The organism is Pseudomonas syringae pv. tomato str. DC3000 (assembly GCF_000007805.1).
GTDB classification, from domain to species: Bacteria; Pseudomonadota; Gammaproteobacteria; order Pseudomonadales; family Pseudomonadaceae; genus Aquipseudomonas; species Aquipseudomonas avellanae.
Window position 1 is genome coordinate 4796220 of record NC_004578.1, and the last position, 26087, is coordinate 4822306.

24 protein-coding genes and 4 pseudogenes are annotated in these 26087 nt (G+C 53.8%); 18 read left to right on the forward strand and 10 right to left on the reverse strand.

Features of this window, described 5'->3' with window-relative positions:
- The first annotated feature begins 172 nt into the window (after positions 1 to 172).
- From PSPTO_RS22065 to kefC, 5 genes are all read left to right on the forward strand, one after another.
- Positions 173 to 505, forward strand: a complete 333-nt coding sequence (locus PSPTO_RS22065; protein WP_011104923.1) for a carboxymuconolactone decarboxylase family protein — start codon at positions 173 to 175, stop codon at positions 503 to 505.
- A gap of 44 nt (positions 506 to 549) precedes the next feature.
- The gene (locus tag PSPTO_RS22070) at positions 550 to 1656 is read left to right on the forward strand and encodes an alkene reductase (RefSeq protein ID WP_011104924.1); all 1107 of its coding nucleotides are present in this window, start codon (positions 550 to 552) and stop codon (positions 1654 to 1656) included.
- Positions 1657 to 1684: 28 nt separating this feature from the next.
- Positions 1685 to 1903 (forward strand): tautomerase family protein, encoded by a 219-nt coding sequence (locus PSPTO_RS22075; protein ID WP_011104925.1) that lies wholly within the window; start codon positions 1685 to 1687, stop codon positions 1901 to 1903.
- A gap of 110 nt (positions 1904 to 2013) precedes the next feature.
- Positions 2014 to 2535: a glutathione-regulated potassium-efflux system oxidoreductase KefF gene (gene kefF / locus PSPTO_RS22080; protein ID WP_011104926.1), complete on the forward strand. Its 522-nt coding sequence runs from the start codon at positions 2014 to 2016 to the stop codon at positions 2533 to 2535.
- Complete coding sequence (gene kefC, locus PSPTO_RS22085; protein ID WP_011104927.1) at positions 2536 to 4359, forward strand: glutathione-regulated potassium-efflux system protein KefC; 1824 nt, start codon at positions 2536 to 2538, stop codon at positions 4357 to 4359.
- Between the two features lie 34 nt (positions 4360 to 4393).
- Here the strand turns inward: kefC and PSPTO_RS22090 are convergent, their stop codons facing one another.
- From PSPTO_RS22090 to PSPTO_RS22110, 5 genes are all read right to left on the reverse strand, one after another.
- The gene (locus tag PSPTO_RS22090; RefSeq protein ID WP_011104928.1) at positions 4394 to 4723 is read right to left on the reverse strand and encodes a thioredoxin family protein; all 330 of its coding nucleotides are present in this window, start codon (positions 4721 to 4723) and stop codon (positions 4394 to 4396) included.
- A gap of 64 nt (positions 4724 to 4787) precedes the next feature.
- A complete protein-coding gene (locus PSPTO_RS22095; RefSeq protein ID WP_011104929.1) occupies positions 4788 to 5486 on the reverse strand; it encodes a DsbA family oxidoreductase in 699 nt (232 codons plus the stop codon).
- A gap of 3 nt (positions 5487 to 5489) precedes the next feature.
- Positions 5490 to 6080, reverse strand: a complete 591-nt coding sequence (locus tag PSPTO_RS22100) for a TetR/AcrR family transcriptional regulator (protein WP_011104930.1) — start codon at positions 6078 to 6080, stop codon at positions 5490 to 5492.
- 93 nt (positions 6081 to 6173) lie between these two features.
- Complete coding sequence (locus PSPTO_RS22105; protein ID WP_011104931.1) at positions 6174 to 6947, reverse strand: SDR family NAD(P)-dependent oxidoreductase; 774 nt, start codon at positions 6945 to 6947, stop codon at positions 6174 to 6176.
- Positions 6948 to 7036: 89 nt separating this feature from the next.
- Positions 7037 to 7591 carry an OsmC family protein gene (locus PSPTO_RS22110; protein ID WP_011104932.1) on the reverse strand — a complete coding sequence of 185 codons (555 nt, stop codon included), beginning with the start codon at positions 7589 to 7591 and terminating at the stop codon, positions 7037 to 7039.
- Positions 7592 to 8010: 419 nt separating this feature from the next.
- Here PSPTO_RS22110 and metC point away from each other — a divergent pair, with 419 nt between their 5' ends.
- A complete protein-coding gene (gene metC, locus PSPTO_RS22115; RefSeq protein ID WP_011104933.1) occupies positions 8011 to 9180 on the forward strand; it encodes a cystathionine beta-lyase in 1170 nt (389 codons plus the stop codon).
- A gap of 254 nt (positions 9181 to 9434) precedes the next feature.
- Positions 9435 to 10145 carry a DMT family transporter gene (locus PSPTO_RS22120; protein ID WP_161797768.1) on the forward strand — a complete coding sequence of 237 codons (711 nt, stop codon included), beginning with the start codon at positions 9435 to 9437 and terminating at the stop codon, positions 10143 to 10145.
- Positions 10146 to 10238: 93 nt separating this feature from the next.
- Here the strand turns inward: PSPTO_RS22120 and PSPTO_RS22125 are convergent, their stop codons facing one another.
- Positions 10239 to 10808 (reverse strand): TetR/AcrR family transcriptional regulator, encoded by a 570-nt coding sequence (locus PSPTO_RS22125; protein ID WP_011104935.1) that lies wholly within the window; start codon positions 10806 to 10808, stop codon positions 10239 to 10241.
- Between the two features lie 392 nt (positions 10809 to 11200).
- On the opposite strand from PSPTO_RS22125, the pseudogene PSPTO_RS22130 reads away from it, so the two are divergent.
- The 4 genes and pseudogenes from PSPTO_RS22130 to PSPTO_RS22145 all read left to right on the forward strand — a co-directional run.
- A pseudogene (locus PSPTO_RS22130) lies at positions 11201 to 11641 on the forward strand (SulP family inorganic anion transporter); the annotation flags it as partial.
- Positions 11642 to 11727: 86 nt separating this feature from the next.
- Complete coding sequence (gene istA / locus PSPTO_RS22135; RefSeq protein WP_002551322.1) at positions 11728 to 12750, forward strand: IS21-like element ISPsy4 family transposase; 1023 nt, start codon at positions 11728 to 11730, stop codon at positions 12748 to 12750.
- Positions 12747 to 13556 (forward strand): IS21-like element ISPsy4 family helper ATPase IstB, encoded by an 810-nt coding sequence (gene istB / locus PSPTO_RS22140; protein WP_005741073.1) that lies wholly within the window; start codon positions 12747 to 12749, stop codon positions 13554 to 13556. The genes istA and istB overlap by 4 nt, the downstream gene beginning before the upstream one ends.
- A 47-nt stretch (positions 13557 to 13603) precedes the next feature.
- Positions 13604 to 14656: pseudogene (locus PSPTO_RS22145) on the forward strand (SulP family inorganic anion transporter); the annotation flags it as partial.
- Between the two features lie 133 nt (positions 14657 to 14789).
- Here the strand turns inward: PSPTO_RS22145 and PSPTO_RS22150 are convergent.
- Both PSPTO_RS22150 and PSPTO_RS22155 read right to left on the reverse strand, forming a co-directional pair.
- Positions 14790 to 14909, reverse strand: a pseudogene (locus tag PSPTO_RS22150) (DUF6555 family protein); the annotation flags it as partial.
- Between the two features lie 534 nt (positions 14910 to 15443).
- On the reverse strand, positions 15444 to 16928 hold the full coding sequence (locus tag PSPTO_RS22155) for an SIR2 family NAD-dependent protein deacylase (RefSeq protein ID WP_011104936.1): 1485 nt from the start codon (positions 16926 to 16928) through the stop codon (positions 15444 to 15446).
- Positions 16929 to 17607: 679 nt separating this feature from the next.
- On the opposite strand from PSPTO_RS22155, the pseudogene PSPTO_RS30510 reads away from it, so the two are divergent.
- Positions 17608 to 18551, forward strand: a pseudogene (locus PSPTO_RS30510) (tyrosine-type recombinase/integrase); the annotation flags it as partial.
- Positions 18552 to 18631: 80 nt separating this feature from the next.
- Here PSPTO_RS30510 and PSPTO_RS22170 read toward each other — a convergent pair.
- Entirely contained in the window at positions 18632 to 19294 is a 663-nt protein-coding gene (locus tag PSPTO_RS22170) for a TetR/AcrR family transcriptional regulator (RefSeq protein WP_007246827.1), read from the reverse strand.
- Between the two features lie 124 nt (positions 19295 to 19418).
- On the opposite strand from PSPTO_RS22170, the gene PSPTO_RS22175 reads away from it, so the two are divergent.
- On the forward strand, positions 19419 to 20204 hold the full coding sequence (locus PSPTO_RS22175; protein ID WP_011104937.1) for an SDR family NAD(P)-dependent oxidoreductase: 786 nt from the start codon (positions 19419 to 19421) through the stop codon (positions 20202 to 20204).
- A gap of 694 nt (positions 20205 to 20898) precedes the next feature.
- On the opposite strand, the gene PSPTO_RS22180 is transcribed toward PSPTO_RS22175, so the two are convergent.
- Positions 20899 to 21822, reverse strand: coding sequence for a LysR family transcriptional regulator (locus tag PSPTO_RS22180; RefSeq protein ID WP_011104938.1), 924 nt, complete (start codon positions 21820 to 21822; stop codon positions 20899 to 20901).
- Positions 21823 to 21944: 122 nt separating this feature from the next.
- On the opposite strand from PSPTO_RS22180, the gene PSPTO_RS22185 reads away from it, so the two are divergent.
- The 5 genes from PSPTO_RS22185 (at position 21945) to PSPTO_RS22205 (ending at position 26043) form a co-directional block, all read left to right on the forward strand.
- Positions 21945 to 22871 carry an alpha/beta hydrolase gene (locus tag PSPTO_RS22185; protein ID WP_044390572.1) on the forward strand — a complete coding sequence of 309 codons (927 nt, stop codon included), beginning with the start codon at positions 21945 to 21947 and terminating at the stop codon, positions 22869 to 22871.
- 177 nt (positions 22872 to 23048) lie between these two features.
- Positions 23049 to 24221, forward strand: a complete 1173-nt coding sequence (locus PSPTO_RS22190) for an MFS transporter (RefSeq protein ID WP_011104940.1) — start codon at positions 23049 to 23051, stop codon at positions 24219 to 24221.
- 192 nt (positions 24222 to 24413) lie between these two features.
- Positions 24414 to 24707: a metal-sensing transcriptional repressor gene (locus PSPTO_RS22195; protein ID WP_005764692.1), complete on the forward strand. Its 294-nt coding sequence runs from the start codon at positions 24414 to 24416 to the stop codon at positions 24705 to 24707.
- Positions 24708 to 24714: 7 nt separating this feature from the next.
- Complete coding sequence (locus tag PSPTO_RS22200; protein ID WP_007246175.1) at positions 24715 to 25593, forward strand: nickel/cobalt efflux protein RcnA; 879 nt, start codon at positions 24715 to 24717, stop codon at positions 25591 to 25593.
- A gap of 9 nt (positions 25594 to 25602) precedes the next feature.
- Positions 25603 to 26043 carry a YqaA family protein gene (locus tag PSPTO_RS22205; RefSeq protein ID WP_005764689.1) on the forward strand — a complete coding sequence of 147 codons (441 nt, stop codon included), beginning with the start codon at positions 25603 to 25605 and terminating at the stop codon, positions 26041 to 26043.
- Positions 26044 to 26087 lie beyond the last annotated feature (44 nt).

The following is a 26087-nucleotide window of genomic DNA, read 5'->3' on the forward strand; positions in this document are numbered from 1 at the left end:
CCGCGACCAAATTTTAATTAATGAGGGCACATCGAAATTGTCATGCTCTCCATGCGTAATGACATGAATTAGGCATGACCCCATTGCAAGCCTACCAACTGGATGGTAGATTATATCTAGATTCAAAAATCAACCCAGACCTACGGGGCGTTAACGCCCATGTGAGAATCCCATGCAAGATTGGAAGCAAGCCCGTAAAGACATCAACACTCGTTTGGTAGAGCTCAACGGCCTCTCCCCGGAGACCATGAAAGGCATGGCTGCACTCGGTGCCGCCGGTAGCAAAACCAATCACTTGGATGCAAAGACTCGCGAGCTGATCTCCCTGGCGGTGGCCGTAACAACTCGCTGCGATGGCTGTATCGCCTTCCACGCAGCTGAAGCCAAGAAGCTCGGTGTCACAAGTGAAGAAGTGGCCGAAGCACTGGGTGTGGCCATCAACATGAACGCCGGTGCAGCACTGGTGTACAGCACCCATGTTCTCGATGCGTTCGATAAGTCCTGAGTCAAAACGACGACTTTTCTCTTTAAACGATGTCGGGAGCAATCATGAATAAGCTTTTTACACCTTTCGATTTGGCCGGTACTTCGCTAAAGAATCGCGTTGTCATGGCCCCTATGACCCGCACCCGCACCTTGAACAACATCCCAAATGAAGCCAACGCGCTGTACTACGCGCAACGTGCTTCTGCTGGTTTGCTGATCACCGAAGGTCTGCCTATTTCCGACGAGTCACGGGGCTATCTGTACACCCCTGGTATCTACGAAGATGTGCATTTGCCCGGCTGGCGCAATGTCACTGACGCCGTACACGCAAAAGGCGGGAAGATTTTTGCGCAACTCTGGCACGTAGGCCGCATGTCTCATATTTCCGTGCATGGCATCGTGCCGGTCTCCTCGGGCACAGTACCTGCGGTAGATACGACCGTGTATGCCTGGATTGAACCTGGCAAAGCAGGCCCTGTTCAACCTAGTGCTCCACGTGCCCTGGAAACGGAAGAAGTGAAGCGCGTCATCGCTGACTTCGTGAAGTCCGCGCGGATGGCCATGGACGCCGGCTTTGACGGTATCGAAATCATGGCAGCCAACGGTTTCTTGTTCGATCAGTTCTTGAGCAGCTCCCTGAACACGCGTACCGACCAGTACGGTGGCTCCATCGCTAACCGTCAGCGTTTTCTGCTTGAGACCATTGATGCAATCGCTGCCGAAATTGGTGGCTCGAAGATTGGTGTGCGCTTCTCGCCGTTTGGTCGACTGTACGACTTCGGCGTGTACGAAGGTGAAGAAGAAACCTGGATGAGCATGGCATCTGCGCTCAATGAAAGGGAATTGGCGTTTGTTCACCTGAACTACCAGCCGACCATCCTCGCCGCGCAAACACCGCCGGGTTTCGGCGCTGCATTCCGTGAAGCCTACAAAGGCACCGTGATGGCTGCTGGCGGCTTCACCAAAGAGATCGCAGAGTCTGAGCTGGCTAAAGGTGAGCTAGACCTGGTTGCCTTTGGCACGGCCTACATTGCGAACCCGGATTTAGTCGAGCGTATGCAAAACAATTGGCCTCTGGCCGAGAGTGATCGCGCTACCTACTACGGCGTGAGCGGTTCGATTGAGAAGGGTTACACCGACTACCCGGAATACGCAGCGGCTGAAGCCTAATTTCTTCTCAGACATTCAGGAGAGCACCATGCCACTTGTCACTATTAAAGGTATCGAAGGCGTTTTTTCCGACGAACAAAAAGCTGAAGTCATCCGTAAGGTGACTGACGCGATGGTATCGGTGGAAGGTGAAAACATGCGGGCCCTCACATGGGTCATTTTCGAAGAGGTCAAGAGCGGGGACTGGGGCATTGCCGGCAACCCTGTGACTGCTCAAGAAGTCTTGAAGCTACAAAGCGGTCAATAAGGCTTCACCGTTCAGTTATTAGCTCCCTGATGGTTGAGTGCATTTTTATGCTCAACGATCAGGGGGCTTTTTCCGTTCTAAGTGAACGTCGGATCTGTGAGGTCTGCTCCGTGATACTGATCATTTACGCCCATCCTTATCCTGAAAAATCCAGTGTTAACAGCCTGATGCTCAGGCTGGCTGCTAATAATCCTGAAGTCGTTATTCGCTCCTTGTACGACCTATACCCAGATTTCGATATCAATGTAGAAGCCGAGCAAATGGCAGTAGAAAAGGCAGATCTGCTGGTTCTGCAGCATCCTTTGCACTGGTACAACTACCCACCACTTTTAAAATTGTGGATCGATAAAGTTTTCACCAGTGGCTGGGCCTATGGCGTCGGTGCAGCCGCCCTCAAAAATAAGTATTTACTATGGGCTGTAACCATGGGCGAAGAGCATGATCAATTTGAAGGCGGTGAATACCCAGGCTTTCCGGTTCTTGCGCAGCCTCTACAGGCGACGGCGAATTACTGCGGTATGCATTGGTTAAGACCAGTCGCAATTCACGGCACATACCAAGCTGATCACGCCGCACTTATTAAGCAAATTCGCCGTTACGGCGAGCGTCTAGCCACTTGGAGGGAAGTTTGAATGGATACTCACAGCCTGATTGAAATGCTCATTTACTTGGGCTCGGCTGCCTTGATAGTTCCGATTGCCGTTCGGCTTGGGCTTGGCCCGGTTCTGGGTTATCTGTTGGCCGGCTGCCTGATCGGCCCGTGGGGCCTGAAGCTGATAACCGATGTGGAGTCCATCCTGCACTTTGCTGAAATCGGTGTAGTTTTGATGTTGTTTATCATTGGGCTAGAACTTGATCCCAAACGCCTCTGGGCAATGCGCCGAATGGTGTTCGGCGGTGGTGCATTACAGATGCTTGCGTGTGGAGCAGCCATCGCCGCGTTCTGCGCTGCCCTGGGCTTGAACTGGACAGCCGCGCTGTTGGTTGGCTTGACGCTGAGCCTATCCTCGACAGCGATTGCTATGCAGGCAATGAACGAGCGAAACATGACGTCAACCGCCGTGGGTCGTAGCAGCTTTGCCGTGTTGTTATTTCAAGACATCGCAGCCATTCCGCTTGTGGCTATGATTCCACTGCTGGCCGCAAATGGTGGTACGCCTTCCGGTGCTGAGCTGGCACTGTCGATTGCAAAAATCGTCGGAGCCGTCGTCGCGGTGGTGCTTTTAGGTCGGTACGTTTCTCGGCCCGTCCTTCGCTTCGTCGCGCGATCCGGCCTACGCGAAATATTCAGTGCCGTCGCACTCTTCCTAGTATTCGGGTTCGGCCTCTTACTCGAAGAGGCTGGCTTGTCCATGGCCATGGGTGCTTTTCTAGCAGGCGTCCTGTTGGCCAGCTCGGAATATCGGCATGCCCTAGAGAGCGATATCGAACCGTTCAAGGGACTTTTGCTCGGCCTGTTCTTCATCGGCGTGGGTATGTCCATCGACTTCGGCACACTGATTGATGAACCACTGAGAGTGCTCACCCTGACGTTGGGCTTTATTGTGATCAAACTGGTCATGATCAAGCTCCTAGGCCGTTTCCTGAACGTCCCAAGTGACCAGCGCTCCTGGCAGGCGGTATTCCTTGGACAGGGCAGTGAGTTTGCTTTTGTCGTTTTTGGCGCTGCCACAGTTGCCGGCATCTTGATCGAGCCATGGGGTAAAAGCCTGACTCTGGCAGTAGCGCTGTCGATGTGTGTGACACCGTTGCTAATTCTGCTGCTCAATTATCTGGAATCGTCGAAAAAACAGGACAGCAAGGAAGCGGACACCATCGATCAAAGCAATCCTAGAGTGATCATTGCTGGCTTCGGACGATTCGGCCAGATCGCTGGACGTCTACTGATGTCTTGTGGTTTTGAAGTCGTGGTATTGGATCATGACCCTGACCACATCGAGACACTGCGCAAATTCGGGGTGAAGGTGTTTTACGGTGATGCAACCCGTCTCGATTTGCTCCACGCTGCGGGTGCTGCACAAGCCGTGGTGCTGATCAACGCTATCGACAATCAGGACGACAACCTACTACTGACCAAGCTGGCCCAGGAGCATTTTCCGTCTCTGAAGCTCGTGGTGCGAGCCCGTGATATGGGGCACATCATTACCTTGCGTCAGATGGGCATTGAGGCCGTCGAAAGGGAAACCTTTGAAAGCGCTTTATCTCTTGGGCGTCGTGCCTTGGAACATCTAGGCGTTGGGCGCTACGAGGCTCGTGAGCGTGCCGACACATTCCGTAGGCTGAACTTGGAGATGCTAGAGGAAATGGCCGCACAGCCGGTGGACGATACTGAGTTCAGATATGACGCTTACAAACGAGCCAACGTTTTATTAACGGAACTCTTCAATGAAGATCGCACCCATCCTATCGATGGAGAGGCCAAGAAAAATGATCCTACAACTCTGCGAGATCGATAGTAGATTTGGCCAGGTGGTGGCGGAGGATGCCTGCTTAGCTGGCATCCTCCAGCTCAGTGATGATCGCTTTTTTCAAAGCAGAAACTGATTTAGATCCCGCGAAAATTTTCAACAATCGGCCTTCGTGAAACACCGCCAAGGATGGCACAGAGCGAATGCCATACGTCTGCGCGATTGTCGGCGATACAGCTATATCAATCTTTCCAAATTCTGCCAGAGCATGGAGCTTTTCCTCCAGCGCCTGGAAGATTGGCTTCATCTCTTTACAAGGTTTGCACCAGGATGCTGAAAACATAACGACACGGCTGCCCTTGGCAACGAAGCGGGCAAACTGGGGAGCGTTTAATTCAACGATACGGCTCATCAGGATCTCACATTTTGAGTTAAAGAAAGGCGTCACCTTATGAGTGCCGCCCGTTCATTGCCGATCAAACTTTGCAGCCGTCGATGCTGCAGACTTGACCCATCATTGAGCTGTCCTCAGGATTCGAGTTAGCTACCATTTTATTGAGGGCCTCTAGAAAAACAGCATCAGGCTGCGCGCCCGACACTGAGAACGAGCTATCAAAGACAAACAGCGGTACGCCAGAACCCAGTTGGGCGGCGAAACTCTCATCATCTTTCATCTCATTGCGCAGCTCCACGGATGACCATGCCAATTGAATTGATTCATCCGACACGCCCACCTCTCTCGCAATCGCTTCCAAACTTGAGCGATCAAAGAGTGACCTGCCATGGCTCGTACTTTGCTCATACAGCGCCTCCACCAGGCGCTTTTTCACTGCAGTATCTTCAACCGCTTTCACCAAGATATGAGCATCAGCAGTATCGCCAAACATCATGGTATCGAAGCGGTAATCCAGCCCATCGGCCCGCCCGTATTTACTAACCGTACTCATCATTGAGTCAGCGGAGGCTGGATTGCCAAGCTTACGTTTCAAGGCCCCGATCATCGGTTCTGGAGCTTGATTTGCAGCCAATCGATAGGCCCGAACATTGACCTGTACATCGTCCTGCATGCCAGAACGATTAAGCGCGTTTTCAAAACGACGCTTGGCAATCCAGCACCAGGGACACACAAAATCAGACCAGATATCGACGACATATTTTTTTGAAGGGGTTTGCATAAATTAGCCTGCGCAGAGAAATGAAGACCGCATGGCAGCCATTTCAAGCAAATGGTTAAAGCCAGCCAGAGGATCTGTTGTTCGGCCTAGCGTCCAATCGATAAGGCTTGCGCCCTCCAAGGAGCTGAGCAGCATGAAGGCGAAGTTTTCAAGAGGTGTTTCCAGCGACCAGTTGTGTTGCCGAACTGCCTGACTGAGGGTGCTCTGTAGCCAGTCGAGTTGAGCGTTGAAGAAGTCCCGAGTGAGCCCTTGAAGCGACAAAGGCAGTGCAGCCATTTCGGCAGCCAAGGCTCCACATAACGGCAGTAGCCCTTCATTCGCGCTCATTACAAAAAGTTGGGAAAATGCTTGCAGACGCTTTAGCGGCTCGGGATGCATAGTTTCGATTGACGCCAACGTCTCGTTGAAACGATTGATGTAATCGTTGATCAGCTCTGCACCCAGGCACTCCTTGGTAGGGAAGTGATGGTGAATGCTGGCTTTTCTGATGCCGACTTTCGCTGCGAGATCCGCATAACTGAACGCTGAGTAACCCTTTGAACGCATCTGGGTTTCCGCGTAGCTCAGCAGCGCGGCTTTTGTCGTGATAGACATTTGAGACTCCTACAGCCAGCACCCTTGTCACCGGAGCACCTTGCTGGAAAGCGCCCCACTGAGAGGCGCTACACGCAGCGCTTGCGTCGGTGTTTAGGCACGTACCGCCATCACCCCTGCATCAACGTCCCAGATAGCACCAGTGACCCAGGAAGTTTTATCGGAGAGCAAGAACAGGATGGTGTTAGCGACGTCTTCAGGAACACCTACTCGACCCAGTGGATGGAAATCGTTCAGCGACTTCATCGCATCCGGGATCGCTTCCTTGTCCATAAAGCCTTCATAGATCGAGGTGTGAACGATGCCGGGCGAGACGGCATTGACTCGGATACCTGAATGAGCCAATTCAATTGCCAGGTTTCGGGTGACTGCGTGCAGGCCCGCCTTAGCCATCGAATAAGCGGTTGCCGGAGAGCCGGCCAGCGCGGCCTGCGCGCCAATCGAACCGACGTTGACAATGGAACCTTCGCGCTTGGCAGCAAGCATATTTTTGACCACTGCCTGCGTGATAAAGAACGTGGCTCGGTTCAGATCCAGGTACATGTCGTAGTCAGCCTCATCGTGCTCGATGAAAGGCTTCGGAATGAATATGCCTGCAGAGTTCACCATGAAGCCGATGTCACTGTGGTTGGCATTGATTTCGTTGCGTACATGATTCATCCCTTCCTCGGTCATGAGGTTGGCAACGATCACTGATACGTTCCCCAGCGGACTCAGCTCGGCGCGCACAGCATCGGCTTTATCCTGTTTGCTGCCGGTGAGAACCACGCTGCCACCCGCCTTTAAAAACTGGCGCGCTGTTTCTAGGCCCATGCCGCTAGTGCCGCCTACGACCAGCAGTTTCTTGCCTTTGAAAAAATCTTTCATTGCAGACTCCGATATTCAGATTTCTGAAGGGCGGCACCAGCAGACTTGCTGCCGATGCACGCAGGGCGTGGATATGTAATAGGAGGGAATCAGCCCTCGCGAACTTCGAGAGTTGGCACCATACGAATGGCTCTAGAGAAGTTGGCGTAGTTGACCGATGTCTTGAGCACCACGTTGTGCAGTTCTTCCACACGCTCACGAGAAGCATCGGTGTGCAGGCGGATTACGACACTCACTTCGTCGTAGCCTGGGTTAACGCTTTCTTCGATGCCCAAGAAGCCACGCAGATCGAGAGTGCCGTCGGTCTCAATTTCCAGGCTGTGGATCTTGATGCCCATCATCGCGGCGTTGGCGGCATAGCCGACCGACATGCATGCGTTGAGAGCAGCCATCAGCAGCTCCTGAGGGTTGGGCGCGGAGTTTTCGCCCAGCAATTCATTCGGCTCATCGGCGATGATTTCGAAATCACGCGAGTAGGTCTCCCCAGCCAGGCTGTAACGGCTGACCTTGGCTACAGAGCGAGTCTGGCCTTTCCACTCGGTCTTTACGTTGAAGCTTGCGTGACGCTTGTTGGCATCCTCAGCAACGCCTTGAGCAAATTGTTGCAGGGCAGCTACGTCAATACCGTTCAGGTTGTTAGTCATTTGGTAATTCCTCTGTGAAGATTTTTCGCATGGGATTGTTTCTACGAAATAACTCTACCAACTGGTAGGGTGGGACGCAACAGGATATTAAAATTCAAAGCTAAAGGCGGCTGAACGTGCACCCGTCTTCTAGGCGCCATGCGTGCTGCGCGGCAGAATAGCGCCTTTTCAATCCGACGGACGGCTGTGCAGTGTCATCTGGCTCAGACACAGGCGAACACAATATTGATGAAGCACTAATGGGAGGTTCCTAACTGGCAAAATGCCTTTCTATTGAAAGCCCCAAGCCAATGTGCCAACAGATTTTTATAAAAATGCCAACCTAATGGTAGACATTTAGCTTAAATGACAGTGTAATCTCGATTTAACGGTGGCCTGCGTGTTCTAAAAGCTTATCGACATAGGACTTTGAGGTCGGCATGAAAAAATATAAAAGCGTCCAAACTCTGCTTGCCCATGCGTCTATTGAACCTGAGCAGCATCACGGATTCGTTAATACGCCCGTTTACCGGGGCTCAACCGTTGCCTTTCCCACCTGCGAGTCGATGCGCGAAGGACGTCAAAAATACGCCTATGGACGTTGGAACAATCCTTCAACGGAGGCACTCACTGAGGCCCTTCAGCACTTGGAAGGATCGGAAGGCACGGTTCTATGCCCTTCAGGGCTGTCCGCGTGTACGACTGCGATACTCTCCGTAGTCGGGACGGGTGATCACATTTTGATTGCCGACAATGTCTATGCGCCAGTGAGGGTTTTCTGCGAAGAAGTGGGAAAGCGCTTAGGGATCGGGGTGTCGTTTTACGATCCTACGATAGGTTCCGGCATTGTTGATTTCATCCGACCTAACACGAAAGCGATTTATCTAGAATCCCCTGGTTCCCTGACGTTAGAGATACAGGACATCCCTGCCATAGCGAATGTTGCCCATGACCATGACATCATGGTTATTGCAGACAATACATGGGGCACACCGCTTTACTGCCCGACGATGGAGCTTGGCGTCGACCTTTCCATCATGGCAGCAACGAAATACATCGTCGGCCACTCCGACGCAGTTCTTGGCACCGTATCCGCATCCAAGCGAGCATGGGAAAGCCTCAAGCGATACCACTTCAATATGGGCTTATTTGCCAGCCCGGACGACGTGACCCTAGCCCTTCGAGGGATGAGAACGCTAGACGTGCGCCTGGAGCGTCACTATAAGAATGCGACGATAGTAGCCAAGTGGTTGGAGGGCCGAGAGGAGGTAATCGCCGTTCATTACCCGGCATTAGAATCCCATCCCCAACACGACTTATGGAAACGGGATTTCAAAGGAGCATCTGGCTTGCTGTCGTTTACGACAAAGCCTTCCAGCCAGCCAGCAGCAGATGCTCTCTTGGATAATCTATCGCTGTTTGCTATCGGTTACTCATGGGGTGGTTTCGAAAGTTTGGCAATGCTTGCGAATCCTAAACCAGTCAGAAGTGTGACCCAATGGGACATTGACGGCCATCTAGTGCGACTGCATATCGGTCTCGAGGATCCGTATGACTTAATCGCCGATCTCGAAGTTGGCTTTGCACATTTCAATAGATTACGCCGCTAGTCATACCCATTAGGCACAGCTCTTGATGGGCTGTGCTATTGGACAGCAAACCACACCTGCTCAATAAGGAGCCATTGGTGTCTCAGCGCATAATTGACATGTTTTCATTCAAAGGGGTGAGACAGGTTATCTTCCTCACCACGCTAGCGATGTTGGCCTTTGCAGCCAACTCGGTTCTATGCCGCTTGGCACTTCGTCATACTGAGATAGACCCTACGTCCTTTACACTTATACGGTTGTTTAGCGGAGCCATTGTGCTCTGGGTAATCCTAACAATCAAAGGCACCTCTTCTCGCTCCGCTGGGAGCTGGCTGGGTGCGTTCACCTTGTTTGCTTACGCGTTCGCTTTTTCATATGCGTATCTAAATCTGGACACAGGAACAGGCGCGCTCATTTTGTTCGGTGCCGTCCAGCTGTCTATGCTTGGATACGGCTTTTACAAAGGCGAAAGGATGCATGTCGTAGCGATTACAGGTCTTGTACTTGCTATTGGCGGCTTGGTTGCTCTGTTACTACCAGGTGCCACGTCGCCTCCGCTGGCTAGCGCAGGGATCATGTTGTTATCTGGCATTGCGTGGGCCGTTTACTCGTTAATTGGAAAGCAATCGAATGACCCACTCGCATCTACTACTTGGAATTTCCTGCGAGCCGTCCCAATGATGCTTTTGGCATCAATTCCTTTCGCTAATCAGCTTTCAATAGACATTTCCGGTGTCCTTTGCGCGATTGCGTCGGGGACTATTGCTTCAGGAGTTGGTTATGCCATCTGGTACGCAGCGCTGCGTTCGCTTTCGTCGTTTCAGGCAGCAAGCATCCAGCTAAGCGTTCCTGTTTTGGCATCGCTCGCAGGTGTGCTCATTTTAGATGAAAGCCTGACTACTAGATTAGCGCTTACATCGCTGGCAGTGCTTGGAGGAATCGGGCTGATACTCAGCGATAAGCGAGGAACAAGTCCAAGAAAATGAAAGGTTGTCCGTGGATCATCTACACACGATATCGAAAATGAAACAAACAAGGCGACGAGACTCCGTCGCCCTTCAATCAAGTCCAATCAATGGTTAGGCTTCAGAACGCAGAATTCCGGCCAAAATCAAATCAAATCCAGAAGACTTCTCGTAGTCATCGCTCATTGCCCAAGATACAAAGCTTGCACCTTCCAAGGCATTCAATATGAACCTTGAAACTGTGATCACATCCAGGTCGGGCTTGAGCACACCCTGATCCTGGCCCTTCTTGATATTCTCTTGGAGCCAAGTCAGATGGATCTCGAAGAAATCCTTAGTCATTGCTTTAAGGCTTTCAGGCAGAGCCAAAAGCTCAGCGGCCAAAGCCCCGCAGAGTGGAAGCATTCCGTTTTCACTGCTGTGCGCAAACATCAACGCGAACGCCTTCAGGCGGTCAACGATGCCAACGTTCTCATCATTGATAGCTTCCAACTGCTTCCTGAATCGGAACAGATAGCTCTCGACGATGGCAATTGCCATGCCTTCCTTGGTGGGAAAGTGATGGTGAATACTGGCCTTCTTGATGCCGATGTCGTCCGCAAGGTCGGCATAACTGAAGGCCGCGTAGCCTTTCGTTCGGAGCAGTATTTCAGCGCTGGTCAAAAGGTCTGAACGTGTACTCATGATGCTGCATCCAAATTTATCATCCTGGCATCATAAATTAGTCACACCTCATAAGACAGCTTTGGCCTTGCGCCGCACTGAGCTACTTATCTGTCGGTCTTGAATTCTCGCTTATCTGAACGAGGTTGTAAGGGTGAATCTCAGCCGGGTATCATTCACGGGTTTTCCACGACACCTAGAAGGAAATGTCTTTGCCCCGTTCCAACTGGCTGCCTACGCCGCCATAGCGCAACGCCCCCTCGCAATACCCTGACCGCCACCTAGCTGCGGTTGAAATTCGCCGCGCCTGATTTTTTTGTCGCCGCCAACCCACAACTCAATTGAAGACAGATGCACCCGCATTGCTCAGCGCTAGCCGTTGGGCGTCATGCCGTGCCTGCTATGGGTAAATCATGATTGAAAAAATTAAAGCCGCCTGGCTGTCCAATGTCCGGGCGGACATCCTTGCTGGTCTCGTTGTTGCGCTCGCTCTCATTCCCGAGGCTATAGCCTTCTCCATCATCGCCGGAATAGACCCCAAGGTTGGTCTCTACGCTTCATTCTGCATTTGTACGGTCATCGCCTTTGTCGGTGGCAGACCTGCAATGATCTCTGCTGCCACAGGTGCCATGGCTTTGCTGATGGTGAATCTGGTCAAGGATCACGGACTTCAGTACCTTCTAGCCGCCTCTTTGCTGTGCGGCGTAATGCAAATAGCTGCTGGGTACTTGAGGTTGGGCGAACTGATGCGCTTCGTATCGCGCTCGGTCGTGACTGGCTTCGTCAACGCCTTGGCGATCCTCATCTTCATGGCACAGCTGCCAGAACTTACGGGAGTTACCTGGCCTGTCTACGTGTCACCGCCACTGTAAAAATGACCCCCTAACGCCAACCTAGAATTGACCCCCCTGGGTAAAACTGGCGGCTTTGAGCTGCCAATATGTTGACCCAGGAGCAGTCTGTGGAAATTAAAGTGTTGGCCCGTCAGGGCCATGGCATCAAATTCATCGCCCGTGAGCTGGGTATTTCGCGTAACACCGTGCGCAAGTACCTGCGAAAGGCCCGGTCGCTACCCAGTGACAAGGTGAGACCCGCACGTCCGTGCAAAATCGACCCCTTCAAGGACTACCTGCACGAGCGTATTGAGGCGGCGCGCCCACACTGGATTCCGGCGACCGTCCTGCTGCGTGAGATCACGGCATTGGGGTACAGCGGCGGCGTCAGTCGTCTGAAGGCTTATATTCGCCCCTTCAAACGTAAGGCAGAAGAGCCGGTGGTACGTTTCGAGACACTGCCCGGCAAGCAGATACAGGTGGACTTCACCACCATTCGACGAGGCCGTCAGCCGCTTAAGGCGTTCGTGGCGACACTTGGTTTTAGTCGAGCAAGCTTTGTCCGTTTCTCCGAGCGAGAGGACAGCGAAGCCTGGCTGACAGGGCTTCGGGAGGCGTTCGCTTACTTTGGCGGCGTGCCCGAGCAGGCATTGTTTGATAACGCCGGAACCATCATCACCGAGCGAGATGCTTTTGGGGAGGGCCAGCACCGTTGGCATCCCCGATTGGCTGCGCTGGCCGATGAGTTTGGTTTTATTCCCAAGGTCTGCCGCCCTTACCGTGCCCAGACCAAGGGCAAGGTTGAGCGCTTCAACGGGTATCTGAAGGGCAGTTTCATTACCCCGTTGGCCGCTACGCTCAAGAGTGCGGGTCTGACGCTGGATGTGGTGACGGCCAACGCACATATCGGCCAATGGCTCGACGAAGTCGCTCATCAGCGGATTCACGGCACGACGGGTGTTCAACCGGCGGTACGTCTGGCCCAAGAGCAGCAGGTACTATTACCACTGCCAACACAGAGCCTGCGCCCACAACCCGCCCAAGGCCTACGCCTGGGACGGGTCCTGCCGTACGAGAGCTTGCAGCATCCGCTGTCGGTTTATGAGCAACTGCTGGAGGTGAGAGCATGAACCTTCAACATGCTCGCCTGACAGAACTATGCAAGGGGCTAAAGCTTGAGCGCGTCGGGGTGGACTGGCCGCACCTGGCCCAACAAGCAGCAAGCGGCGAAGACAGCTTTGCCGACTTCCTCGAAAAGCTGCTGGCTGCCGAGACCGATGCCCGAAGTGAACGCTCTCGACAGGCCCTGCTGAAAACTGCCGCGCTGCCCGCTGTGAAAACGCTGGAGCAATACGACTTCGCGTTTGCCACCGGCGTCCCCCGGGCACAGCTCCAGGAGCTGGCAGCACTGAGTTTTGTTGGACGTGCCGAGAACATCGTGTTCCTGGGGCCTAGTGGTGTAGGCAAGAGCCACCTGGCTATCGCCCTGGCCTACCGGGCAGTGATGGCCGGTATCAAAACCCGCTTCGTCACGGCGGCTGACTTGATGCTGCAACTGACCGCTGCGCACCGCCAGGAACGGCTCAAGGAATACTTCAGTCGTGTGGTGATGGCCCCTGGGTTGTTGGTCATCGATGAAATCGGCTACCTGCCGTTTGGTCGTGATGAAGCCAACCTGTTCTTCAATGTTGTCGCCAAGCGCTACGAGCAAGGCAGCCTGATCCTCACGAGTAACTTGCCGTTTACCCAGTGGGCCGGAACCTTTGCGGATGATCAAACACTGACAGCGGCCATGCTGGACAGGCTGTTACATCATGCCCATATCGTGCAGATGACAGGTGAAAGCTATCGACTCAAGGACAAGCGCAAAGCAGGAACCAAATCTTCTCGGGCCGAACCGGCTCGAAAATATGAACCCGAGGGGGGTCAAAACTAAGTTGGCGATTTAGCACGGAAGGGGGTCACTTTTTAGTTGGCGTTGACATCTACGCCATGACGTTGGGCGGACTGGCAATTATCTACCTCTTTCCTCGTGTACCAGTCATAGGGAAACTGCTGCCCTCGCCGCTGGTATGCATCATCGTGCTGACCGTAATCTCTATCTACACGGGGCTAAAAATCCATACCGTAGGAGATATGGGATCGTTGCCTGATAGCCTACCGATCTTCATGTGGCCAAGCGTGCCGCTCAATCTAGAGACCCTGCTGATCATCCTTCCTTACTCAACCGCGTTGACAGTGGTTGGACTGCTGGAGTCGATGATGACGGCGACTATCGTGGACGACCTGACGGACACCACCAGTGATAAGAACCGAGAGTGCAAGGGTCAGGGAGTTGCCAACATCGTGAGCAGTCTCGTAGGTGGTATGGCAGGCTGTGCAATGATTGGTCAGTCGATGATCAACGTTAAATCTGGCGGACGTACACGCCTTTCCACCTTAAGCGCTGGGATCTCACTGTTAATAATGATGATCTTCCTGGGCGATTGGTTGGCCAGGATACCGATGGCAGCCTTGGTTGCGGTGATGATTATGGTCTCTGTCAGTACCTTTAGTTGGGGATCAATCCGCAATCTTAAGGAATACCCGCTCTCAACCAACATAGTGATGCTTGTCACGGTGGTGGTGGTAGTTGCGACCCACAACCTAGCATTCGGAGTTGTTGCCGGCACGTTGCTGGCTTCGATGTTCTTCGCTAACAAGATCGGGCACTACCTAGAAGTGACCTCGAAGCGTGACCCTGAAAATGCCCACCGTACGTACTGCGTGACTGGACAGGTTTTCTTTGGCTCAGCGGACAGATTTTCCAACGCCTTTGATCTAAAAGAGCGGCTGGACACCCTTACGATTGACCTGCGTGAAGCCCATTTCTGGGACATCACTGCTGTGGCTGCTTTGGACAAGGTGGTGCTAAAGCTACGTCGCGAAAGTATCCATGTTGATGTGATCGGGATGAATCAGGCGACGTTGACGCTGGTGGATCGTTTCGGTGTTCATGATAAGTCCAACGGTATTGACACTTTTATGGGCCATTAAAAGCGATCACGAAGGCCATTTCTCCGAAATGCTGGCTGCGCTTCACGACCGATGGGCGCAGTTGGTCTGTAAGCGTTCGGTGAATTCACCTTCCAAACTCTAAGATTCAGCAAAATTGCGTTTCTACGTAAGCCGCATCAACCGTCGCCCAGTGCCAGGCCTCTGCGTTGTCCATCTTCTGCGCGCGAACGTAAAAGCTTTTGAAAACACCATCGAGAAGGTAACTGATCCGATAGTGCTTTTCCTGCGACATACAAAAATCCTTTATTTGCACATCATTCAAAATCAGTGGTTGTCAGATAAACGGAAAATCACATAGAAAAAGCCATGGGCTGGAAAGCCCAACGGATCGAGTGATTGGAAACCGTCTTATCCCTACAGATTGAGAGGTAACCAGTGCATTTAAATTAACTGCTGGCCGTTGTGGGCGATCACCATTTTCGCAAACTGCATCAGATCATGAATTTTCCCGTGCCCCTTGGCCATCCCTCCAATGCTAGTGCTCACATCTGATGAAGATGGTTCTGGTGGGGAAATGAACGCGGTGGCTTTAGTCAGGAACCTGCATTCGCATGGGGTTCGCGTGAATTGAACACTGCATGTACGAGATTGAGGGGTTTCCGAGGGTTACGGGCGCTGGGACTTTGCAGCGGATTGCGCCGTTGGTTGAGTCATCCCTCGAATGATTGCCTCTGGCGGAGGTAGGGACGGTCTGTGCAAGGCCTGCAACTGATCAACCCCACCTGCTAGCTTTTGAACGAGCCCGTCTTAAACAAGCTTGAGCTACTCACCCGGCGCGTATCTTGCTCAAAATTTCCGGGATGTCGCCATACTCCTCGTACCAGATGACGCTCACCCCTAGCTCACGCATAAGCTCTTCGTTGGTGGCATGGTGTCTTTCAAGGAAGCGCTCAACCACAGCATTTGAGATTTTGAGAGGCTTGCCACTCGCCCCCTCCATAAATTTCTTGGAGGTCAGACGCCGCATGAAAGCGAAGTGTTTGGGCTCCTCGATCGATTTGGACGCAATCTCCAATAGCCGGCGCAGATTCGGATCAGTCAGTGAAAGACCGATCATAAGGCATGAGCTTTCCTTGAAGCTGTTCAACTGTACCAAGTTCGACCAGTGATAGGCGTCACGGTATATCTGATGATAGCCTTCCTCAGAGAAAACTAAGGTGCATCGATCCAGATTGGAGTAGCGCTGCCTATCCTCCGGTAAAAAACCATGCACATGGTATACAGGTAGTTCTTCAGCGCTTGGTGTCTCAAATTCTTCGAACACACTTTTATGTACCAACGAGCGAGAGAGCAGAGCCCTCTCAATGAAATCATCAAAGTTATAGGTCAAAATAGATCTTACGTTGGCACCGGTTCGAGTCGGGGTACATAGCTTCGCGATAGAAGAAATCAGCTCTGATTCGACTGGGAATTTTTTGTCACGCAAAGAATAAAGCTGATGGGTAATCGCATCAACGAACCCTTGCTGTTCTACAGGTGAGCCCACAGCAAGCCCTTTTCGGATATACCTTGCTAACATCAATGTAGACGGCCCATCTACTTCCATTAGCCTGGCGACGATTTCAGACACCTTAGCCGGATCGCCGTGGGGGCCACCGAAATTTTCCTGCGATAGCATAGAAACAAGTAAGGAATTCAGCAGAGTATTCCAGTCAGGCAAACCAGCGCTACTGGATACTCCGGCGCCAAGAGTTAAAGAAAATCTGCCCGCTCGGTATTTTTCAGCAACTGCTTTTACTAACTGATCACGATCTTCCTTCCAGGATCTGACAGTACGCTCCGCAGCCATTTTTAGACGCAGAGAAAACAAATTAGCGGTGAGCGTTTCTGCAGCCTCTTTATGCTTCAGCATCAGCTCGTTGACTTCACTCTCCCCCCAGAGGTAAACAAGGCTGTCCACTCGTGGATTTTCTTCGTTGATATAAATACTTTTCTTCAGATCTGATATTTTCGGAGCAATAATCAGCAAACTGTAACCGCGACTAGCATGCCCCCTAAACTTTTCAACGGTAGCATCGAGCTTTGACCGGGAAACAGAAAATACGATTTCCACTACCAGCGGTGAGGAAATTTCACCGATACCACTTGGAGCAATGGCGTCAAAAGCCGAAACATGGCTATCTTGACCCTCAACTTTCTGTCCTAACTGCTCTCCCTCGACCTGTAGGAGTTTGATAATGAATGCTTCTAGGAAAAGATATCCGCCCGATCCATACTGCGCCAAGCGCTCTTCCAGAGTGTTGAGATCCATCTACTCAAATCCTAATTCATGAGGTCGATTGGGCTACGCTGAAGGCAAACTAACACTGACAAGCCGTCACACCAAAGCCGCTGGGAGGGGCTCACGCTACCACAGATTCAGACGCCATTTATAGCCATTGGCCATCTCTTCGTCGCGCTGCCTCAGTACCTCTGGCAGCTCTGATTGGAAGGGTAATTATGTCGAGCTCACAGGTCGGAGCCGCCGACCAAAAACCGCGACAGGAGCTACAGATCGGACAGCGCTGAGCGAAGGTTGCGTTGCAATTGGCTCCAGGGATACTGTGGTATGAAGGTGCACCGTGGTGCACGGTGGAGAGAACGGCTATCCCCCCATGAAAAAGGGGGCTCAGAGACGAGCGATCACTACACGGATACACGCTTTGAGCCGGAAATGTCCAATAAGGGTTCGATTCCCTCTACCCGCTCCACTTCAACTTTCCACTGACGTCCACCCAGCGCCAAGGAACGTTGTAAGTGACTGATATGGTTCTGAATTACCCCTCTTCGTCAGCCCAGTGACGTCCAGCGAAATCCACTGACTACCGGTACAAATCGGTACGTTTTGCGGTAAAAAATGCGATGAACACCTGTTCCGCATTGTTGCTGGAAGAGCAGGCCACCTGAGGACAAACATCGCATCCAACTCGCAGCATCAGGAGTTGGTACGCATGCTCACAGATATGGTCGTCCGGCAAGCCAAGGCTTCCGGCAAGCCCTACACCCTCGCAGACTTCGATGGTTTGTTCCTCTACGTCTCCCCTGTTGGCGGCAAAGCCTGGCACTTCCGCTACACCTGGGTTGGACAACGTGCCCGGATTTTTCGCTTGGCAGCTATCCCGAACTCTCTCTGCGCGAGGCGCGCGAATTTCGTGACCAGGCCCGTGCCCTCGTCGCCAAGGACATCAACCCGCGCACCGACCGAAAGCAAAAACGCCAGGCCATCCGGTTGGCTGGCGAAAACACCTTCATGGCGGTCTACGAAAAGTGGATGGAACACCGGCAACTGACCCTGGAAGAAGGTCGTCAGAGTTCGCTGGAACAGATCCGCCGCGTGTTCAAAAAAGATGTATTCCCTTGCCTCAAACGCTACACCATCTACTAGATCACCCGTCCGGTGCTACTGGAGGTGATCGGCCGGATCGAGAAACGCGAGTCACTGTCCGTCGCCGAAAAGGTCCGCACCTGGCTCAAGCAACTCGCCGACTACGCCATGGTGGTCATTGCGGGCATGGTCGAGCACCCCGCCATCGATCTACACGTGGTCGCTATGCCGTTGCCGCCTGTTGAGCACAACCCATTCCTGCGTATGCCCGAGCTACCCCCGTTTCTGCAGACACTTCGCAAGTACCGCGGCATGCAGATGACCCAATTGGCCATTCGTCTGTTGCTGCTGACGGGTGTACGCACAGGCGAACTACGTTTGGCCACGCCGGACCAACTCGATCTGGAACAAGGTTTGTGGATCATCCCGGTGATGTCGCTCAAGCAGCGCAAGATGCTGACCAAGAAGAAGCGAAAGCGCGTAACTGACATCCCGCCCTACATCGTGCCGCTGCCTGTGCAAGCCATCGAGATCGTGCGGCACATGCTCGACCTATTCAAACCAGCGCGCACCGGCTTGATCGAACTTCTGTGCTGCCTCTGTAACTACCAATGGCCACAGGACCATCGCTGGAGTTTGAGAAAAGCCTCTCAGCAGCGGGCACCACGCAGCAAGGTCAGCAAGGCGCGCTCGACATCATGCTGAAAGTCGTAGCGCAGCCCCTCCAATTCCGGAAGCGCAATCACTTGTGCCGCGACATCGATCGGATTGCTGAGCGGCCACAACCCGATGATCAGCGGTAGCGCGTATTTGATCACCTCCTCGAACGAATCTACCGAGATCTCTGGCAAGCGCGCATGGAAGGCCTGCGCAGCCTGATGCCGCAACGCCAACAAGTTGCGCTTGAATTCGACCATGCGCTCGAACGACAACTTGCGCTCCAAAATGGACGGCATGATGCTTGTCAGCCGGCACAGCAAAGGACGCGCGCACAACGTCTGCGCAAAGACCGCTGCAATGTCCTCGACAGTTGCCTCGGCCTTGCCGTCCTGTGACAGCGCTACTCCAAGTTCGGCCTGCCAGCCGGCGTATTCCTCTACGAGCACGTCTATCAGTACAGCTTCGCTGCTTTCGAAGTAGCGATAGACGTTGGACTTTGTCATCTGCGCCTGGCGCGCCAGCTCATTGATTCCCAGATCAAGCGCCCCCGGGCTGTCATCCAGCATCGCGCGAGCAGTGGCTAGAAGGTGGCGGCGGCGCTCCTCTTTTTGCTCAACCGAGCGTGCGCGGACATATGGCGTGAACGAATTCATAGGAAAACCTGTACCTCGCTTGATAAAAGACCACTGGTCTTTTAAATTAAGGACCATCGGTCTCCAATCTTGCCTGAAAGCCAGGATCCAGGCCACGTCGTCCACCACGCACAGAGCTATCACCATGCCAAGCAACATCACAGACTGGGTACTTATTACCGGCGCTTCCAGCGGTTTCGGCGAAGAATTTGCTAGGCAATACGCAGCTAAAGGCCACCCGTTGATTCTCGTCGCGCGTCGGCTGGACCGCCTTCAGGCCCTGGCAACTACGCTGCGCCACGAGCACGGAGTGGAAATCATCACCGAACAAGTTGACCTGTCAGAAGTAACCGCCATAGCAGCCTTGCATTTCAGCCTCCATGAGCGGGGCATTGAGGTGGAAATCCTCATCAACAACGCCGGCCACGGGCTACAAGGCTCCTTCCTGGGCACTTCGGTGCAAAGCACCCTGGATATGGTGCAGCTGGATATCGCCAGCCTCACCGTCATGACCCGACTGTTCGGCGCCGACATGCGTCAGCGCGGTCATGGCAGGATCCTGCTGGTTGCCAGTCTGCTGGCGCTCTGGGGTGTGGAGGACATGGCTGTTTATGGTGCATCCAAGGCATACGTCCTGCGCTTGGGAGATGCGCTACACCGTGAATTCAAGCGCGATGGCGTCACCGTGACCTCGCTGTGCCCAGGTATGTCCAACACAGGATTCGCTCAGGCTGCGCAGCAAAAGATCACCCTCGGATTGAAGCTGGCGATGATGCAGCCGGCTCCGGTAGTCCGTGCGGGCATCCGCGCACTCCACAAGGGTCGTATCAGCATTGTCCCTGGGTTGGGCAACAAGATCGGCGCGGCCATTATCTGGGCCACCCCGCGCTGGCTGCACCAAGGCTTCTTTGCGCGCGTCATGAACGGTTGAGAGGGTGGTTGATCACCCGATCCACTCGCGCATCAGCGTACGACACGCCGGTGCGCTCACCAATTTGTCGCAGCGCATCCCTGGTTCGTCCGCGCAGGTGATTCAATGCATTGGTAGCCGTCGATGGATGTCGTCAGCGCTCAGTAGACCCAGTTGACTTGTCTAGGCCGGAGCCTCGGTACATGCGCTCTAATCTCGCAGCCCATGCGAGATGAATATCTTTAATTACAATGGACTGGACGCAGCGTACTGTTCCCTCTACCCGCTCCATTTCTCGCCATCGTTTTCTGGGCCTTCCAGGGGATTTCCCCCCCATCAGAAAGCCCCTCAAAGCCTCTTCGCAGTTCCTAAACCCCAACTCCCCAAGCATCTCCCTGGAATCACCAAAATTGGCTAGCGCCCCAGGCGATCCACCTGCATGTCAGAGTAAGTTTTGGGAAGAAGTCACTTATGTGAGAAAAACCGCGCTAAGGGCATGACGAAGCAGCGCTGAGCCGCTTGTCTTAGCATCAGTGCTGCGTACCTATAGTTGGCTTACGAGCGCTCTCTCGAAACCTTCCATGGATGACTGACCCATTTCTGTTGAAAGAAGTCGATGATGTGTTTGGTACCCTAACGGTGGTGAGGGCGGGAACGCATGCAGCCGCGAAGCGCCGTGCGCAAGCAAGGCACTGACCATCCAAACGCAATCAGGTCACCGGTCAGAATGCTGTTCCCACGGCGGACAAGGCGACCAAGCCTCTACGAGCTTATCGATAAAGAGTCGAATTTTTGGAGAGAGGTGCCGCTTACTAGGGTAGATCACCCGAATAGGCTCCGCCGCCTCCGCGTACTCCGCGAGCAGTTGAACGAGCTTTCCGCTGCGCAAGTCGTCGTTAATCACGTAGGACGGCAGAGTCGCTATACCCAAACCAGCGACAGCTGACTGGTGCAGTGACTCAGCACTGTCCATTTGCAGCCTTCCGCCATGAGTAACGGACAAAGAGCGATCATTGACTCGAAAATTCCAGGGAAGCAGTCTTCCACCGCTCACAAAATGCAGACACTGGTGCTCGGAAAGATCGTCCGGCGTTTGGGGCTGTGGATGCTCAGCCAGATACTTTGGTGAAGCACAGGTGATCATTTGTTGGTAGGCCACTGTACGTGTGAGTAGCCTAGAGTCCTCCTTGGGCGGCCCGATACGCATGGCCAGATCAAATCCTTCATCGATAAGATCGACCAACCTGTCGGAAAAAGTGATATCCACGCTCAAGGAGGGCCAATCTTTCAGGCAGCGTTCGATGTGTTGGAGAACGTGGAGCCTGCCCAATGCAACCGGCAGGCTCATCCGCAGCCGTCCACTGGGAGTCGAGCGGCGAAACGCCAAGGCGTCTTCCACATCGTCCAGATCCTGAAGAACACCCACACACCGCTCATAAAGAACCTGGCCGTCGTCGGTCATGCTCAAGCTGCGAGTGGTGCGATTGAGCAGGCGTACTTGCAAACGAGCCTCAAGCCTGACTATCGACTTCCCCACCGCCGAGCGAGTGAGCCCCAGCTGCTTCGCCGCCGCAGTGAAGCTGCCAGCATTTACGGAGCTTACAAAGGCGGCAATGTCGTTCAGGTTGTGGAGTTCCATGGAGGCCTCTGGGCGTCAACGTTCGGGCGGTTTAGCACCTGATATGGGGAACCCTATTCCCCAATACCAAGCATATTATCTCAATTAGCTAATCCATTGCCCAACGATCAATTGAGGTCATTATGAACACTAAAGTACAAGCAGCCGTCCAAACCTGGGCCAACAGCCTGAGCGATCTGGTACCCGTTCTTAAGGGGATCGATACCACTACAAAAATGAGCGACATCCGCGACTCTTACGCAAAAATGCTCGCGCAAAATCCAGCGCCAGCTGGCGTCAAATTCGAAGCGGTCGACATGGGCGGCGTACCGGGCACACTGATTACCCCTGATGAGATCAAAACCGACGCAGTCGTCATGTACATTCACGGCGGTGCTTACATTGTTGGCCATCCAGACGGCTACCACGGCATCGGCGGCAACTACGCAAAAATGCTCGGCGCTCGTGTCTACATGCCGGACTATCGCCTTGCCCCTGAGCACAAGTTCCCAGCCTCTATTGACGACACACTGCGCGCTTACGAGTGGCTGCTTGAGCAGAAGATCCCGGCTAACAAGATCGCATTCTCTGGCGAGTCAGCCGGCGGCGCGATGGTTGTCAGCGTGATGGTGGCTGCGAAATCCAAAGGGCTTCCACTGCCTGCAGTTGGTTCGTCCATCTCGCCATGGGCAAACCTTGAACACACCGGTACCTCCATGAGCAATCGTGAAGGTCTGGATCCACTGAACTCCAAGCCTGTACTGGATATCCTCGCTAGAGCATTCCTGGGCGACACATTGGCCAATCATCCTCTGGCTTCTCCCGTGTTCGCGGACGTCACCGGTCTCCCGCCAATTTTGGTGCAGATTGGCGAGAACGAGTTGATGTTGAGTGATGCGATGCGCCTTGCGACTCACCTCGCTGATAATCGCGTTCGCGTCGACCTGGAAGTTTGGCCGGCAATGTTCCACGCTTGGCACTTCTACGCCACCATGCTGCCAGAAGGTCAGCAGGCGATGGAGAGCTCCGTGCGCTTCATTGAGGTTGGCCTGGCCGACGCTAACCGCTAAAACGCAGACCAACCGCGACAGCTTTACCGGCTGTCCCGGTTTGATGATGCTGCGTCTACCAGGCTTCTTCAGTTTATTCAAAACCTGAGCAACCGCCCTGCCCCTCAAAAAAATGTCACTTTTACTACCCCCCTCTCGGCAGGTTATGTCCGCTGAACTTAGAGGATAGATTTTCCAATGACTCAAGGCCGCAGCACGATTAACCCCAGGGTCTATGCGCTGACCTTCACTGCATTTGTAATGCTTTCCTCTGAATTTATCGTCGCAGGCCTACTGCCTCAAATTGCTACATCGCTTGCCATCACCATTGGTGCGGCGAGTGGGCTCGTGACAGCTTTTGCTTTAGGCATGGGTATCAGCGCGCCCATTATTGGAGTGTTAGCGCACCGCGCCTCCAAACGATCCCTTCTGATATCTGCGTGTGTGGCACTGCTTCTCGGGAATGGGATTTCGGCAGCGTTTAACGATTACTACATCATCCTCGCCGGTCGTGTACTCGGTGGTATCGGTGTCGCTGTTTTCTGGACTAACGCCGCTCTGGCCGCGAAGTCGCTGTCGCAAGGCCGCAATGAAAGCCTGGCGATTGGTAGAGTCCTGGTAGGGATCTCGATCGCGTCGGTTGTCGGCGTCCCGGTCGGCAAACTCATCGCAGACGCTACCAACTGGCGGATGGCAATGTGGATGATGACAGCGCTGAGCAGTGTGGCTTTGCTAACCGTGTGGATTTGGGTGAGGCCTACTGAAGAATCGCGGCAGAAAGAAAACCTGAGCGACACCGTCCGTGTCGCCTTGAGATCCGACGTCGCCATGACCTTGATCAGTTCATGCCTAATGTTTGCGGGCGTAGCCTCGGTATTCAATTTCCTGGCTACCTTCATGGAAAAGGAAACTGGCTTCGGCGAAATAAGCGTGACGCTACTCCTGTGCCTCTACGGCATCGCTGACATCGCGAGCAATCTCATTTTATCCAAACGTGTGAAGAACGATCTTGAGCCCCTGTTCAGGCGGGTCTTGATGACGATGGCAGCCGGTATGTGCTTTCTGTCTTTGTTTGGCAGCCTCACCTGGGCGGTTCCAATCGCCGTCATCATTGTCGCTAGCAGCCACGCAGGCGTCAGTCTTCTCATCGGTATCGACGTGCTACAAAGAGCTGGGGACGCAGGTCAGTTGATCAATGCCATAAACGTATCGATGATAAATCTTGGTATCGGCATAGGTGCAGCGATCACAGGATTGCTTACAGATAGAGTCGGCGTCGGCGCCGTAGGATGGGTCGGTGCATGCTTCATTCTTCTGGCACTTAGTGTGCGCTGGAAGATTGAGCGCTCACAACAAACGCACCACGGCTGACCCGAAAAATGCATTCAGCCGCGTTTATGCCCGTTCACTGGTAGCCTGGTGATCTTCGCATCCGACCACGGCATGACATTCGCCGGCAACGGTTGAAATCACCGTTGATAAAACCATCGGCAACACGTTTGACCTATCCCCCCTGGGGGGATACAGTGCCAGCCTGAATCGGTCACACAACAGGCTCAAGCAATGAGTGAGCACGAACATCTGCATGACCACACGCACCAGTCTCACGAGGCGGTTATCAAACGCCTCAAGCGTGCAGACGGCCACTTGCGCAGCATCATCGCCATGATCGAAGACGGTCGTGAATGCGTGGACATTGCCCAGCAGCTGCACGCTGTCGAGAAGGCGGTGTGCCAGGCGAAACGCACGCTGATTCAGGATCACATCGATCATTGCCTTGAGAACACGATGGGCGCACTCGCCAACGGCGATCGGGCACCGCTGGAAGCTTTCAAGCAAATCACCAAATACCTGTAGGTCTCCCATGCCCGACTTTGCCAGTCTGTTGCAGCAAGGCGGTTCTCACGCCTGGCTGTTTTTCCCCAGCGCCATCCTGCTGGGCGCCTTGCACGGCCTGGAGCCGGGGCACTCCAAAACCATGATGGCGGCGTTCATCGTGGCCATCCGGGGGTCGGTGAAGCAGGCTGTCATGCTCGGGCTGGCGGCGACGCTTTCGCATACTGCGGTTGTCTGGTTGATCGCTATCGGCGGCATGTATCTGGGGCAGGGCCTGGATGCTGAAACGACCGAGCCCTACTTTCAACTTGCGTCCTCAGCGCTGATCATCGCCATCGCGCTGTGGATGCTGTGGCGCACATGGCGTGGTGAGCAGCTGTTCAAGTTTGAGGAAGAAAACAGTGCTCACCACGGGCACGACGAAACGCACCACCACAGCCACAACCATGACCACGATCTGGAACATCACCACGGCCATAGCCATGATCACAGCAATCCGGGCGGATTGGCGCTGACTGCCGAGGGCTATCAGGATGCTCACGAGAAGGCCCATGCCGACGACATCCGCAAGCGCTTCACCAATCGTGAGGTCAGCAACGGTCAGATTCTGATGTTCGGTTTGACCGGCGGACTCATCCCCTGCCCCGCTGCAATCACCGTTTTGCTGCTGTGCCTGCAAGTCAAACAAGTCACGCTGGGGGCCGCGATGGTGCTGTGTTTTAGCATTGGTTTGGCAATCACGCTGGTGACTGTCGGGGCCGCTGCCGCTATCGGCGCTCGCAAGGCATCAAACCGTTTCCCCTGGCTCAATGCCGCTGCCCGGCGCGCACCCTATCTTTCCAGCGTGCTGATCATCTGCGTAGGGATTTACGTGGGTATCCACGGCTGGAATGGTCTGTATTCGTGAGATGACATCGTGTTCGAGCTGACCAGCTACCTGGGCCTCCTGGCCGTGGCATTTGGTGCCGCAACGCTTCTGCCGCTGCAGTCTGAAGCAGTACTGGTCGGCATGCTCCTTTCGGAACGCTACGCGACAATCCTTCTGTTGCTGATTGCAACGACGGGAAATGTACTGGGTTCGGTCGTGAATTGGTACCTGGGGCGCTCGATTGAACGCTTTCGGCACAAGCGCTGGTTCCCCGTCAGCGAGCGCCACCTCGACAAAGCCCAAACCATTTATGCACGGCATGGACGCTGGGCATTACTGCTCAGTTGGGTGCCCATCATTGGTGACCCGATTACCATGATCGCCGGCGTCATGCGTGAGCCGCTGTGGAGTTTTCTGCTCGTTGTGACACTTGCAAAAGCCTTGCGTTATTTGACGCTGGCAGCGATCACGCTGGGGTGGGCGGTGTAGATAAAGACGCCTGACCTGCTGACATTAACAATTGAATAGAGACG

Excerpts from the sequence above, each read along its gene's own strand:
- PSPTO_RS22070 (WP_011104924.1), top strand. The coding sequence starts at position 550 with ATGAATAAGCTTTTTACACCTTTCGATTTGGCCGGTACTTCGCTAAAG.
- PSPTO_RS22075 (WP_011104925.1), top strand. The coding sequence starts at position 1,685 with ATGCCACTTGTCACTATTAAAGGTATCGAAGGCGTTTTTTCCGACGAA.
- PSPTO_RS22185 (WP_044390572.1), top strand. The coding sequence starts at position 21,945 with ATGAACACTAAAGTACAAGCAGCCGTCCAAACCTGGGCCAACAGCCTG.
- PSPTO_RS22100 (WP_011104930.1), bottom strand. The coding sequence starts at position 6,080 with ATGTCTATCACGACAAAAGCCGCGCTGCTGAGCTACGCGGAAACCCAG.
- PSPTO_RS22175 (WP_011104937.1), top strand. The coding sequence starts at position 19,419 with ATGCCAAGCAACATCACAGACTGGGTACTTATTACCGGCGCTTCCAGC.
- kefC (WP_011104927.1), top strand. The coding sequence starts at position 2,536 with ATGGATACTCACAGCCTGATTGAAATGCTCATTTACTTGGGCTCGGCT.
- istA (WP_002551322.1), top strand. The coding sequence starts at position 11,728 with ATGTTGACCCAGGAGCAGTCTGTGGAAATTAAAGTGTTGGCCCGTCAG.
- PSPTO_RS22065 (WP_011104923.1), top strand. The coding sequence starts at position 173 with ATGCAAGATTGGAAGCAAGCCCGTAAAGACATCAACACTCGTTTGGTA.
- istB (WP_005741073.1), top strand. The coding sequence starts at position 12,747 with ATGAACCTTCAACATGCTCGCCTGACAGAACTATGCAAGGGGCTAAAG.
- PSPTO_RS22125 (WP_011104935.1), bottom strand. The coding sequence starts at position 10,808 with ATGAGTACACGTTCAGACCTTTTGACCAGCGCTGAAATACTGCTCCGA.
- PSPTO_RS22155 (WP_011104936.1), bottom strand. The coding sequence starts at position 16,928 with ATGGATCTCAACACTCTGGAAGAGCGCTTGGCGCAGTATGGATCGGGC.
- PSPTO_RS22180 (WP_011104938.1), bottom strand. The coding sequence starts at position 21,822 with ATGGAACTCCACAACCTGAACGACATTGCCGCCTTTGTAAGCTCCGTA.
- PSPTO_RS22200 (WP_007246175.1), top strand. The coding sequence starts at position 24,715 with ATGCCCGACTTTGCCAGTCTGTTGCAGCAAGGCGGTTCTCACGCCTGG.
- PSPTO_RS22095 (WP_011104929.1), bottom strand. The coding sequence starts at position 5,486 with ATGCAAACCCCTTCAAAAAAATATGTCGTCGATATCTGGTCTGATTTT.
- metC (WP_011104933.1), top strand. The coding sequence starts at position 8,011 with ATGAAAAAATATAAAAGCGTCCAAACTCTGCTTGCCCATGCGTCTATT.
- PSPTO_RS22170 (WP_007246827.1), bottom strand. The coding sequence starts at position 19,294 with ATGAATTCGTTCACGCCATATGTCCGCGCACGCTCGGTTGAGCAAAAA.
- PSPTO_RS22190 (WP_011104940.1), top strand. The coding sequence starts at position 23,049 with ATGACTCAAGGCCGCAGCACGATTAACCCCAGGGTCTATGCGCTGACC.
- PSPTO_RS22090 (WP_011104928.1), bottom strand. The coding sequence starts at position 4,723 with ATGAGCCGTATCGTTGAATTAAACGCTCCCCAGTTTGCCCGCTTCGTT.
- PSPTO_RS22110 (WP_011104932.1), bottom strand. The coding sequence starts at position 7,591 with ATGACTAACAACCTGAACGGTATTGACGTAGCTGCCCTGCAACAATTT.
- PSPTO_RS22195 (WP_005764692.1), top strand. The coding sequence starts at position 24,414 with ATGAGTGAGCACGAACATCTGCATGACCACACGCACCAGTCTCACGAG.
- PSPTO_RS22105 (WP_011104931.1), bottom strand. The coding sequence starts at position 6,947 with ATGAAAGATTTTTTCAAAGGCAAGAAACTGCTGGTCGTAGGCGGCACT.